This is a genomic window from Streptomyces sp. PA03-1a (genome assembly GCF_033792805.1).
In the GTDB taxonomy this organism is placed as follows: Bacteria; Actinomycetota; Actinomycetes; order Streptomycetales; family Streptomycetaceae; genus Actinacidiphila.
Genome location: NZ_JARAVO010000276.1, coordinates 1 through 11,860 on the forward strand (window position 1 = coordinate 1; position 11,860 = coordinate 11,860).

Below are 11,860 nucleotides of genomic sequence, written 5' to 3' on the forward strand. Positions count from 1 at the left end.
ACACCATGGCCGAGTACGTGGCGAACCACTCCCTCGACCGCCTGGGCTCCTCCACCCCGTGAGCCCCGCGGGCGAGCGGGAAGAACGGAGGGGCCGTCCCACGGGGTCAGGAGTCGGGCGTGACCGTGACCTTGTCGTCGTTCTTCAGCTCCGAGACGAGCTGCTTGACCTTCGGCATGTCCCACTTGAGGGCGCTGCCCACGTTGGTGCTGATGGAGCCCGAGGTCGGCATGTTCATCGAGACGCCCTCACCGCCGGAGACGCTCTTCATCGCCCAGAACATCGACACCAGGTCCCACAGGCTCATGTCCTTGTCGACGATCAGCGTGTCCAGGCCCGCGCCCATGGTCGGGTAGAGCTTGAAGGGGTTCAGGACCGTGCTCGGCGTGGCCGTCTGGCCCGCGAGCGCGGCGAGGAACTTCTGCTGGTTCTTGGTGCGGCCCAGGTCGCCCTCGGCCTCCTGGTAGCGCTGGCGGACGAAGGCCAGGGCCTCGTCGCCGTTGAGGGTCTGCTTGCCCTTCTTGATGTGCAGGCCCGAGTTCTTGTCGTCGATGTCGCGGGGGATGTCCAGCTCGACACCGCCGACCGCGTCGACGAGGCCCGCGAAGCCGGCGAAGCCGATCTCCGCGTAGTGGTCGATGTGCAGGCCCGTGTTGTACTCGACCGTGCGCACCAGCAGCGTCGGTCCGTCTATCGAGTAGGCGGCGTTGAGCTTGTTCTGGCCGCGCGAGGCGAACGTCTTGCCGGACTCGGAACCCTTGAACTCGGGGATCGTGACGTAGGAGTCACGGGGGAGCGAGATCAGCGAGTTCCCGTTGTCACCGACGTGCAGGATCATCATCGAGTCGGTCCGCTTGCCCTCGGCGGAGCCGGTGTGCAGCTGCTTCTTCTGCTCGCCGGACAGGCCCTCACGGCTGTCGGAGCCGACGATGAGGTAGTTGGTGCCCTCGCCGGTCTCCGGGCGGTCTATGACCGTGCCGAGGTCCACCTCGCGGCGCACCTTGCCGTCCGCCCAGAAGTAGGTGCCGATCGACCAGGCGGCGACCACGACGACCAGACCGATCAGGACGGCCTTCACCCGCCGCTTGCGGCTGCCGGGCGGTGAGGTGCGGCCGCCGGTGGACGGCGGGCCGTACGAGCCGCCGCCGTGACCGTCGTGGCCCGCGCCCGGGCCTGCGTGACCGGGGACGCCGCTGCCGTACGCCTGCTGGCGCGGCACGCTGCCGGGAGCCGCCGCCGCACGGCGCGGGGACAGCTCGGGGGGCAGCGGCGGCTCGGAGATCTGCTGCTGCCGCTGGTTCCTGTTGTCGGACCAACCGTCGGGCCATGCGTTCATGTACCGCAGTGTGCCCTGCCGCCCTGCCCGGCAGTGCCTCCGTGGCGCTTCTGAAGCAGAGCTGATGCAAAGGTCACAGGACCGCGGTGATGCGGTGACCGGTTGTGTCCGGGTGCTCTCAGCCGGTGAGGTGCGTCGGGGCGTTGGTGTGGGTCTCGATCATTCCGGCGGCCTGTTCCAGCAGTTCGTGCGCCAGGTTGGAGCAGGCCCGGGAGGCGGCCACGTCCTCCCCTATGCGCATGTCCGGCTCGTCGTTCGGATTGCGCCGCGAATAGCCGTGGCCCACCACGCCCGGGGCGCCGTCCCCGGAGAGCGAGGCGGTGCAGGCGGTGCGGCTGCCGTCCTCCTCCAGCGACAGCTTGATCGTCCACGTCTTCTCCATGGCGGATCACCTCTTGGACTTAGGGACGTCGGCCCCTTTCTCAGCATCCGCCCGGCCCCGCCGCCGGGCAAGGTGTGCCCGGCGGGAGCACGGCACGGCAGTGCTTAGGGTGGAGCCATGTTCGAGGAGCCACCCCCGCACCCTGTCCCGTTCAAGCCCACGTCCGCCTCGCGGATCACGCTGGCGCACATCATGACCCACCACGACACGAACCTGCTGGGCACCGTGCACGGCGGCGTGGTCATGAAGCTCGTGGACGACGCGGCGGGCGCCGTCGCCGGACGGCACTCCGAGGGGCCCGCGGTGACCGGCGCCATGGACGAGATGGCCTTCCTGGAACCGGTGCGGGTCGGCGACCTGCTCAAGGTGCAGGCCCAGGTCAACTGGACCGGGCGGAGCTCCATGGAGGTCGGCGTGCGCGTGCTGGCCGAACGCTGGAACGAGTCCGGCCCGGCGACCCAGGTCGCCAGCGCCTACCTGGTCTTCGTGGCCGTGGACGCCGAGGGCGCGCCGCGTCCGGTGCCCCAGATCGAGCCCGAGACCGACCGGGACCGGCGCCGGCTGCAGGAGGCGCAGATCCGCCGCACGCACCGGCTGGCCCGCCGCCGGGCGATCATGGAGCTGCGCGAGAAGCGCGCCGCCGAGGGCTTCGAGGACTGACGGCGCCCGGCGCCCGGCCCTCAGCCGCACGCGACGCGGTCGCCGCGCGCGGGCGGGAGCTCCACCGGCGGCGCCGCGGGCGGGTCCGGCTCACCGGCCCGCACCGGGGTCACGCCGTCGTAGTCCGCGCCCACGGTGATCCGCAGCGTCGACCCCAGCCCGGAGACCGCCCGCAGCTCGGCGTACGGCAGGGCCGTCCCCAGGGCCTTGGCGGAGCGGTCCCAGCCCGGGTCGTAGTGGATGACCGTGTACTCCGCGTCGTGCCGGACGGTGTTGCCGGGCGTACCGGTGGTGCGGAAGCCCAGGCGGCGCAGTTCCTTGTCCACGCGCGCCCCCAGTCCGTTGACCGTCGTCCCGTTGTTGACCTGGACGCGGATCGACTTGGGCGGCACGTCGACCTGTTCCGGCTCGGGCGCCGAGGGGCTGGGCGTGGCCAGGGGGCCGCCGTCCGGGCCGGTCAGCGGGCGGTCCTCGCGCAGCGCGTCGAAGATCCGCCCGGCGCCCTTCACGTCCCAGCGCAGGGTCGTGCCCACGCCCTGCACCCGGAACGGCGTGGCGTCCACCGGCACCGACGCGAACTCCACCGAGCTTGCCCCGAAGCCGCCCCGCAGCCCCGTGGCGAGCGCGATCAGGTCGTCCGGCTTGGTCTGCCGGTCCGCGCGCACCGAGCCCAGCGCGGCCCTGGCCACCTGGTCGAGCTTGACGGGGTTCTGCAGCAGCCCGATGTCGGTGACCCGGCGGACCAGGGCGGCCAGGAACCGTTGCTGGTTCTGCATCCGCGGGAGGTCGGGGCTCCCGGGGTAGTGACCGGAGCGCACGTACCGCAGCGCCGTGCCGCCGTCCGCGCGGACCGTGCCGGCGGGCAGGTCGAGGCCGGTCAGGGGGTCCCGCAGCGGCTGGGCGAAGCACAAGTCGACGCCGCCGATCTTGTCGACGGTCTTCATGAAGGAGCCGAAGTCGAACTCGGCGTAGTGGTCGACCTTGATCCCGGTCATCTTCTCGACCGTGCTGACGGCGAGCGAGGGGCCGCCCACCCCCCAGGCCCACTTCAGCTTGCCGGGGCGGGGCAGCTCCGCGTACGAGTCCCGCGGCAGGGCGACCACGCTGACCCGCCTGCCGTCCCGCGACAGGTGTGCCAGCATCATCGTGTCGGTGCAGTCGCAGGGCTCCCCGCCCAGGCGCAGCGCGGTGCGCTGCGCCGCGGTCAGCCCGCGGCGCACGTCGGTGCCGACCAGCAGGAAGTTGGTGCCCTTGGTGGGGTTGGGCCGGTTCTTCATCCCGGCGAAGGCGTCCACCCGCGCCAGGCGGTCGTCCATGTGCCCCAGGACGGCGTGTCCGATCCCGCTGGCGGTCAGGATGCCCAGCGAGACGGCGCCGAGGACGCGCATCCCGCGGCGCACGGGCGACCGCTTCCGGGCCCGGCGGGCGGCTGCGATGGGCTGCTGACGGCGACGAGCGACGGTCATGGAGTCACGCTAAGGAGTCATACCGTCGTACGGGATGAGCCCCGCCCGCCTGCACGTGTTCGTATCATCCGTTCGCGGTAACGTGTCCGGCTGTGAACGCTGCGACCCCCCACGTGCTGCCCGCCGTCTCCGTGATCATGCCGGTGCTCGACGAGGAGCGGCACCTGCGCAACTCCGTCCGCCACATCCTCGAACAGGACTACGCGGGCGAGCTCGAGGTCGTCATCGCCCTCGGCCCCTCCACCGACCGCACGGACGAGATCGCGGCGGAGCTGGTGCGGGAGGATCCCCGCGTCCACACGGTGCCCAATCCCACCGGCCGCACCCCCGCCGCCCTGAACGCCGCCATCAAGGCCTCCCGGCACCCCGTCGTGGTGCGGGTCGACGGCCACGGCATGCTCTCGCCCGACTACATCGACACCGCGGTGCGGCTGCTGGAGGAGACCGGCGCCGCCAACGTCGGCGGCATCATGCACGCCGAGGGCGAGAACGACTGGGAGCGCGCCGTCGCCGCCGCCATGACCTCGAAGATCGGCGTCGGCAACGCGGCCTTCCACACCGGCGGCGCCGCCGCCCCCGCCGACACCGTCTACCTCGGGGTCTTCCGCCGTGAGGTGCTGGAGCAGCAGGGCGGCTACAACGAGGAGTTCATCCGCGCCCAGGACTGGGAGCTGAACTACCGCATCCGCGAGGCCGGCGGCCTGATCTGGTTCTCGCCCGAGCTGCGCGTCTCGTACCGTCCGCGGCCCAGCGTGCGCGCGCTGGCCAAGCAGTACAAGGACTACGGACGCTGGCGCCGCGTGGTCACCCGTTACCACCAGGGCTCGGTCAACCTGCGCTACCTGGCCGCCCCGGCCGCCGTCGTGGCCATCGCGGCGGGTGTGGTGGTCGGCGCAGCGGTCACCCCGCTCGGCTTCGTCGTCCCCGGCGGCTACCTCGCGGCCATCGCACTGGGCTCGCTCCCGGCCGGCAAGGGCCTGTCCGCCCGCGCGCGGCTGCAGATCCCGGTGGCGCTCGCCACGATGCACATGGCGTGGGGCTACGGCTTCCTGACCAGCCCGCGCTCGCTCGCCCGGCGGGTCATCGCCAGCCGCCGCCCGGCGGTCCGGGCGGCGGCCGACGCGTGATGCGGCGGGTGGACCCCTACCAGCTGTAGTAGGAGTTCACCTTCATGCACGCCGAGTCGTCGGAAGCGTTGAGCGCGCTCGCGCTGTCCAGCACTTCCTTGGTGTCGGAGCTGCTGGCCGCGGGGTAGGTCGACCCGGCGGTCCAGTCGGCGCCGATCACCAGCGTGATGCCCTCGGCGGACGAGGACTTCTTCACCGCGCCGGTGGGCAGCTTCAGCGCCTTCGCCACGGCCAGGGCGTCGGCCTGGTCGTCGTCGCTCGCGTAGGTGATCGTGCTGCCGGACTGCGACTGCGGCGTGGAGTCGGACTCGGCCTGGGTGAAGCCCAGGGTCTTCAGCTTCTCCGTGACCGTGCTCGCCCGGCCGGGGGTGGCGGGCACCGAGGTGCTGCCGGTGCCGTTCTGGACCGTCACCGCGATCTCGCCCTTGGGCGAGGCCTTCGCGGTGGCCGTGGCCGTGCCGGTCTTCTTTTTCTTCTTCGAGGCCTTGCCGTCCACGGCCTGGTCGTTGCGGAGCAGCGTGAAGAGCTTGGTCGCCGCGGAGGTCGGCACGACGTGCGCGGTCGGGTTCTGCGGGTCGGCGCCCCAGGGCATCGTCGTCATGGTGATGCGGTCGGTGGGAACGCCCTTGAGGTCGTTGCCCAGGTCGTAGAGCTTCTTGACCGTGCCGAGGCCGGTGTCGACGGTCAGCGCCTTGGTGGCGGCCTCCGCCAGGCCCGTCAGCTTGCCCGGGTCGTTGAGCTTCGCGCTGGACTTCAGCTGGCGCACCATCGCGTTCATGTACATGTGCTGGGCGTGGGTGCGGCCGATGTCGCTGCCGTCCTCGAAGCCGTGCCGGGTGCGGAGCCACTGGAGGGCCTGCTTGCCCTTGATGACGTGGTCGCCCTTGGTGAGCTTGAGCCCGGACTTGCGGTCCCAGACGTTCCCCTTGACGCAGACCGGGACGCCGCCGACCGCGTCGGCCATGGACACCACGCCGGCGAAGTCGATCATCATGAAGTGGTCGATGGATATGTCGGTGAGCTTCTCCCAGGTGGCCACGGTGCAGCCGGGGCCGCCGTGCTGGAGGCTCGTGTTGATCGTCTCCGACGTGGTCTCGGGGTAGACCCGCCCGTCGTCCGGGTCGGTGCACTTGGGGATGGTGACCCGGGTGTCGCGCGGAATGCTGACCACGGTCATGTTGCTGCGGTCCGCGGAGACGTGCAGCAGCATCTGGACGTCGGCGAGCGGCTTGCGGTCGGCGTCGGCCCTGGCGCCGCCGAGCTTCTGGTTCGCCTTGGACGCACGGCTGTCGGAGCCCAGCAGCAGGATGTTCAGTGGGGTCTGGCCGGCGGCGTTGGCCTTGCTCTTGGCGGCCTGGCTGTCGCCGAGGTTCAGCGCGTCCTTCTTGATGTTCGCGTTGAGGTGCTGGTAGTACGCGTAGGCGGCGCCGGCCGAGCCGAGTATCGCCACCGACGTGACGATCGCCACCCAGCGCAGGGCGCGCCTCTTGCCCTTCTTGCGGCGGCGGTTGCCGCGGCGGCCGCCGCCGTCGTGGCCGTCGTCGTCCGCCCCGTCGCCCTGCGTTGCGGTCAGGGTGCCGGTGGACGCCCCGTCGCCCCCGTCGTCCTCGTAGGCGCCGTGGCCGGCCCGGTGGCCGTCGTCGCCGTAGCCCCCGGTGTCGTAGCCCCCGGTGTCGTAGCCCGCCGGCTGGTAGGGCGCGTACGGCTCCTGGGGCGGGTACCCGCCGCGCTGCGGCTCCTGCGGGCGGTAGCCGCCGCGCTGGGGCTGCTGCGGGACCGTCGGGTGCGGGGTGGGCTGCTGCGGGACGTACGGCTGCCCGTGACCGTTCCCGTACGGAGAGTCGTCCCATCCGGGTTCGTGAGGATCGTAGGGGGCGTTCCGCCCTCCGGGGATGCTGCCGTGGCGCATGTGTGCCCTCCCATGACGCGCTGGTCACTACGGTCACCGGTTGCGCCGCAGCGCGCGGATCGTGGGTGATTCTCAGCTGTGCGACTGTCAAGGTCCTGTGGAACCGGAACAGCCCTGCTCGCGGATGGTTGGAGGTCACGATACATAAACCGCGACGGGGTCAAGGCACTCGCTTCTTATCGCCTGTGTAAAACGATCGTGCGCATTACCCCAAACCGGGATCCCAGCGATATGGCCTGTACACGTCCATGCAGGCCGAATCATTCGCTCCGTTCAGGGCCCCGGCGCTCGTGGGCAGCGATCCGTCGTCGTCGGCGGCACCCTGGAAGACCGTCCCGTCCCGCCAGTCCGCGCCCACGACGAGTGTGACGGAGGCGACATGTGAGGATTCCTTCACAACACTGGCGGGGAGCTTGAACACCTTCGCCACGGCGAGCGCGTCCGAGCGGCCCTGCGCGCCCTCGGCGGCCGGGTACTCGATCACGGTGGCCGCCGACGGCTGCGGTGCGGTGGCCGCAGCCGCCTTCCCGAACCCGCCTCGACCCAACGCCGTCGCCAGGGCGCGCGCCCTGCCGTTCACGGGAGTGCCCGTGGCGTCGCCCGCGGTGCCGTTGACGACCGAGACCGGGATGTCCGCGGCGGGCCGCGCCGCCGGGCCGGTGGGCTCCTTCTTCGCCTTCTTCTTCCCCTTGTCGTCGAAGGGGAGGTCGTGGACGAGCCGCGACCACACCTTGGGGGCGGCCACCGGGTCCGGCATGTAGTGCTGGTCGTTCTCGGTGTCCGTGACCGGCGGCATGGTCAGCATCGTGATCCGGTTCGACGGGACGCTCTTGAGCTGCATGCCGAGGTCGAAGAGCTTCTTCGGGGTGCCGATCTCCTCCGACACCTGCAGCGCGTTGGTGGCGGCCTCGGCGAGGCCCCGCAGCCGCCCGCCGTCGGTGAAGACGTTCTGCGAGCGCAGCTCCCGCACCATCGAGTTCATGTACATGTGCTGCGCCTTGGCGCGCCCGAGGTCGCTCTCGAAGGCGTGCCGGGTGCGCAGCCACTGCAGGGCCTTCTTGCCGGTGATCTTCTGCGTGCCCGCCTTGAGCTTCAGCCCGGAGCCGCCCGGCTGCTGCGGGGTCGGGTGGTCCCACACCGGTTGCTCCACGCAGACCTCGACGCCGCCGACTGCGTCGGCCATCTTCACCACACCCGCGAAGTCGATCATCATCCAGTGGTCGATGTAGACCTTGGTGAGGTTCTGCACGGTGGCGAGCGTGCAGCCGGGGCCGCCGCGCGCCAGGCTCTCGTTGATGATCGCGTGCGTGGTGGCGGCGAACTTCTTGCCCGTCTGCGGGTCGGTGCACTTCGGGATCGGCACCCGGGTGTCGCGCGGGATGCTCACCACGGACATGTTGCTGCGGTCGGCGGAGACGTGCAGCAGCATGATCACGTCCGCGCGGGGCGGTTCGCCCTTGGTGTACCTGGCGCCGCCGAGCTTGAGGTTCTCCGCGGAGTTACGGCCGTCGGCGCCCAGCAGCAGGATGTTCAGCGCGTTCGTCGGCGCCTTGGCCACGTCGCTGTCGCCGCTGTTCCGCTTCCCCTTGCGGAGGTTGTGGCTGAGGTGCTCGTAGTACGCGTAACCGGCCCCCGCCGTCCCGAGTATGAGCACCGCGAGGGTGACCGCGATCCACCGGACGACCCGGCGTCTGCGGCGCTGCGGCGGCCGTGCGCCCGGCTGTCCGCCGCCGCGCCCAGGGTCCGTGTGCGCGGCGCGCGCCGCGTCCGTGCCCCGCTGCGCGGCCCCGTCCCGCGGGTGGTCGTCGTAGAGGCTGTCGTCCCAGCCGAGATCGCGCACACGACTGTCCGTCATCGTCCGGTTCCCACCCCTGATACCCCTGTCGACCCTGGTGCCCGTGCCGGGCGGCTACTTTGCGCACACGCTCTTGTCGTCCGCCTCGACCTTCTGGATGCCCTCGGGTGCCTTCGTCGGCGGGGCGATCGGCGTGCCCGCCCGGGTGAAGTCCTTGCCGAGGGTGAGCGTCATGTTGGCGCGCGGGGCGGCGTCCTCGGTGCCCTGCTTGAGCGCGGAGGCCGGCAGCCCCATCATGTCGGCCAGCCGGCGCGCCTGGTCGGCCTGGTTGGGGGCGTACTCCAGCGTCGTCTTCTGCAGTTCGGTGGGCGCGTTGCCGCCGTTGGTGGAGCGGCTGACGCCCTCGTCGTTCTGCAGCCAGTTGACGGTGTCCTGGGCGGCGCCGAAGACCCCGCTGCCGTTCAGCACCTCGACCCGCACGTTGATCGCGTCGGCCTTGGGGCCCTTCAGCTTGGCCGCATCGGACGCCTTCTGCTTCTTCTTCACCTCGGTGAGCGAGACGTCGTTGCGCACCATGGTGAACAGCTGCGGCGCCTTGGTCTCGTCCAGCACCACGGTGGCGTGCACCTTCTCGGCCGGGTTGTCTATCACCGGCACGGTCGCGAAGGTGATGTTCTTGGTGTCGACCCGGCTCAGGTCCTTGGCGAGTTGGCTGAGCTTGGGCACGCTGCCGATGCCGGTGTCGACGGTGAGCGCCTTCGTCGCCGTGTTCGCCAGCTTGAGCAGCTTCGTCGGACTGGTCAGCGTGTCGCCCGACTTCATCGTGCGCATCATCGAGCTGAGGAACTGCTGCTGCAGCTGGATGCGGCTGAGGTCGCCGCCGAAGCCGACGCTGTGCCGGGTGCGGACGAAGGCCAGCGCCTGCTCGCCCGCGACGACGTGCCGGCCCTTGTCCAGCTTCAGGTGCGAGTCCGGGTCGTCGATGTCCTTGGCCAGGCACACCTCGACGCCCCCGACCGCCGTCGACAGGTCCTTCACCGCGTCGAAGTTGGCCATCATGAAGTGGTCCGGGGTGATGCCCGTCAACGCCTTGACGGTGCGCATCGTGCAGCCCGGGTCGCGGCCGTACTGGCCCAGGCTGGTGTTGAAGCGGACGTCGCTCTCACCCGGGATGATCTTCGTGGAGCCGTCGGACTGCTTCGTCGGGCAGTCCGGGATGTCGGTGATGATGTCCCGGGGGATGCTCAGCGCCGTCGCGTTGGAGCGGTCCTTGGAGACGTGGAAGAGGATCGTGGTGTCGGCGTGGCCGACGTTGGCCGCGTCGCCGTACTTGCCCTTCAGGCCCTGCCGGCTGTCGGTGCCGATGACCAGGATGTTGACCGGTCCGGTGGAGGTGGCGTTCTTGGAGCCGATGCCCGGGTCGATCGTGTGGATGTTGCCGTTGAGCTGCTGGTACAGCGCGTAGACGCCCACGCACGCCGCGATGACCACGACCCCGAGCGTTCCGGCGGTCCAGATCAGGGCCCGCTTCTTGGTGGACTTCCGGGACTTGGGCCGGCGCCGGCTGGTGCGCGCGGCCGCCCGGCCGCCGCCCTCGCCCCTGGTGCCGCCTGCCCGGTTGCCGCCCGCCGCCCTGCCGGTGCCCGCCGCGCGGCCGTCCGTCGTGGCGCGGCCCTCGCCCTCGGCGCCGGAACGGCCCTGCCGCGCGCGGCTCCCGCCCTGCGGCTGGACGCGCGGTGTCCGCCGGCCCGTCCCCTGCGCGGGGACGCCGGGTTCCTGCTGCTGCGGGGGGTCCAGCCGCAACTGGTAGCTGCCCGTCTCGGGATCGAAAACCCACTGATCCGCCGGGTCGACGTGCTGCCTACGGCCTTGCGTGTCCACGGTCGATCGAGTCCTCCGTCTCGGCCGCTGCAACAGGCCGGATCGCTCACACTAACCCCACAGTTCAGCGTGTACGCCCGTCGCTGACAAATTCCGCTCTCCTACACCTGGACAAACTGTTCAATCCCCACTGCCGCCGCACACGTCGCGGTCGGCGGTGGTGCCGCGGTACGAGGGGGAGGCGCTCGCCGACCCCGACGGTGTGGGAGTTGCGGGAGAGGCGGTGGAGGTTCCGCCGGCCGTCGGGCGGGCGGAGCCGGAGCCGGTGCCCTCGTCGCCCTCGACGGTCACCCGCCCGTCCTCGCGCAGGGTCGTGAACAGTTCGTCCGCGGCGGGTTGCACCAGTTCGTCACGGTTGGGGTCCGCCGTGTACGGACGCCGCGGCACGGTCAGGAAACGCACCTGGTCCGTCGGCGTCTTGCGCAGGCTCTGGGCCAGCTCGTACAGCTCGGCCAGCGAGTCGAGACCCTCGTCCGCGGTGAGCGAGGAGGTCGCGGCGTCCAGCAGCGGGTAGAGCTTGGCGGGGTTGAGCAACACGCCCGTGGAGTCGACCTTCTGCACCAGGGAGGCGAGGAACTGCTGCTGGCGGTCCATGCGCTGGGTGTCGCTGCCGTCGCCGATGCCCTTGCGGGCCCGGACGTAGCCGAGTGCCTGCTCGCCGTGCAGCTCCTGGCGGCCGGCCTCCAGGTCCAGGTGCGCGTCCTCGTCGTGCACGGCGTGCGGCACGCAGACCTCGACGCCGTCGACCGCGTCGACCATCTTCTTGAAGCCGTTGAAGTCCACCACGAGGTGGTGGTCGACGCGGATCCCGGTGAGCTTCTCCACCGTACGGATCGTGCAGGCGGCGCCGCCGAACTCGAACGCCCAGTTGAACTGGGCGAACTGGGGATTGGTCATGCTGCCGTCGGACCGCCGGCAGGAGGGGATGTGGACCATGAGGTCGCGCGGGAGGCTGACCGCCGTCGCGCTCTTCCGGTCCGCGGCCAGGTGCAGCAGTATCGCGGTGTCCGACCGCTGGGTGCCGGTGTCCTGGCCGTACTTGCCGTTCCCGTCGCCACGGTTGTCCGAACCCAGGAGCAGGATGTTCTCGGCGGTGGTCGCCTCGGGCAGCACCTTGGGCCGCTCGGACTGGACCCGCATCAGCTCGTGGGCGGTGTCCGTGTCCGTGTGGATGTTCCCGTCGAGCTGCTTGTACAGGTACCAGGAGACCCCGGCCCCTGCCAGCAGCACCAGGGAGACGACGACGGCGAGGACGCGCAGCCAGGTGCGGCGGCGCTTCCTCGCCGTCGTCGTCTCCCTGGTGC

At 70.9% G+C, this 11,860-nt stretch carries 8 protein-coding genes and 1 pseudogene; 2 read left to right on the forward strand and 7 right to left on the reverse strand.

What is annotated here, in order from left to right:
* Positions 1-106 precede the first annotated feature (106 nt).
* Both PV341_RS39185 and PV341_RS39190 read right to left on the reverse strand, forming a co-directional pair.
* Positions 107-1,336 (reverse strand): LCP family protein, encoded by a 1,230-nt coding sequence (locus PV341_RS39185; RefSeq protein ID WP_500328630.1) that lies wholly within the window; start codon positions 1,334-1,336, stop codon positions 107-109.
* 118 nt (positions 1,337-1,454) lie between these two features.
* The gene (locus tag PV341_RS39190) at positions 1,455-1,718 is read right to left on the reverse strand and encodes a DUF1876 domain-containing protein (RefSeq protein WP_499512179.1); all 264 of its coding nucleotides are present in this window, start codon (positions 1,716-1,718) and stop codon (positions 1,455-1,457) included.
* 117 nt (positions 1,719-1,835) lie between these two features.
* On the opposite strand from PV341_RS39190, the gene PV341_RS39195 reads away from it, so the two are divergent.
* A complete protein-coding gene (locus PV341_RS39195) occupies positions 1,836-2,378 on the forward strand; it encodes an acyl-CoA thioesterase (RefSeq protein ID WP_018559720.1) in 543 nt (180 codons plus the stop codon).
* A gap of 20 nt (positions 2,379-2,398) precedes the next feature.
* Here PV341_RS39195 and PV341_RS39200 read toward each other — a convergent pair whose 3' ends face one another.
* Positions 2,399-3,844, reverse strand: coding sequence for an LCP family protein (locus PV341_RS39200; protein ID WP_500360290.1), 1,446 nt, complete (start codon positions 3,842-3,844; stop codon positions 2,399-2,401).
* Positions 3,845-3,918: 74 nt separating this feature from the next.
* Between PV341_RS39200 and PV341_RS39205 the strand changes: the two are divergent.
* Positions 3,919-4,971 (forward strand): annotated as a pseudogene (locus PV341_RS39205) (glycosyltransferase family 2 protein); the annotation flags it as partial.
* A gap of 16 nt (positions 4,972-4,987) precedes the next feature.
* Here PV341_RS39205 and PV341_RS39210 read toward each other — a convergent pair.
* The 4 genes from PV341_RS39210 to PV341_RS39225 form a co-directional block, all read right to left on the reverse strand.
* The gene (locus PV341_RS39210; RefSeq protein WP_500328628.1) at positions 4,988-6,880 is read right to left on the reverse strand and encodes an LCP family protein; all 1,893 of its coding nucleotides are present in this window, start codon (positions 6,878-6,880) and stop codon (positions 4,988-4,990) included.
* A 205-nt stretch (positions 6,881-7,085) separates the two neighbouring features.
* A complete protein-coding gene (locus PV341_RS39215) occupies positions 7,086-8,735 on the reverse strand; it encodes an LCP family protein (protein ID WP_500360291.1) in 1,650 nt (549 codons plus the stop codon).
* 54 nt (positions 8,736-8,789) lie between these two features.
* Positions 8,790-10,556 (reverse strand): LCP family protein, encoded by a 1,767-nt coding sequence (locus PV341_RS39220; protein WP_500360292.1) that lies wholly within the window; start codon positions 10,554-10,556, stop codon positions 8,790-8,792.
* 120 nt (positions 10,557-10,676) lie between these two features.
* A partial coding sequence (locus tag PV341_RS39225; RefSeq protein WP_500360293.1) for an LCP family protein occupies positions 10,677-11,860 on the reverse strand: 1,184 nt, incomplete at its 5' end.

Coding starts and splice junctions, on each gene's coding strand:
- PV341_RS39185 (WP_500328630.1), bottom strand. CDS start 1,336: ATGAACGCATGGCCCGACGGTTGGTCCGACAACAGGAACCAGCGGCAG.
- PV341_RS39190 (WP_499512179.1), bottom strand. CDS start 1,718: ATGGAGAAGACGTGGACGATCAAGCTGTCGCTGGAGGAGGACGGCAGC.
- PV341_RS39195 (WP_018559720.1), top strand. CDS start 1,836: ATGTTCGAGGAGCCACCCCCGCACCCTGTCCCGTTCAAGCCCACGTCC.
- PV341_RS39200 (WP_500360290.1), bottom strand. CDS start 3,844: ATGACCGTCGCTCGTCGCCGTCAGCAGCCCATCGCAGCCGCCCGCCGG.
- PV341_RS39210 (WP_500328628.1), bottom strand. CDS start 6,880: ATGCGCCACGGCAGCATCCCCGGAGGGCGGAACGCCCCCTACGATCCT.
- PV341_RS39215 (WP_500360291.1), bottom strand. CDS start 8,735: ATGACGGACAGTCGTGTGCGCGATCTCGGCTGGGACGACAGCCTCTAC.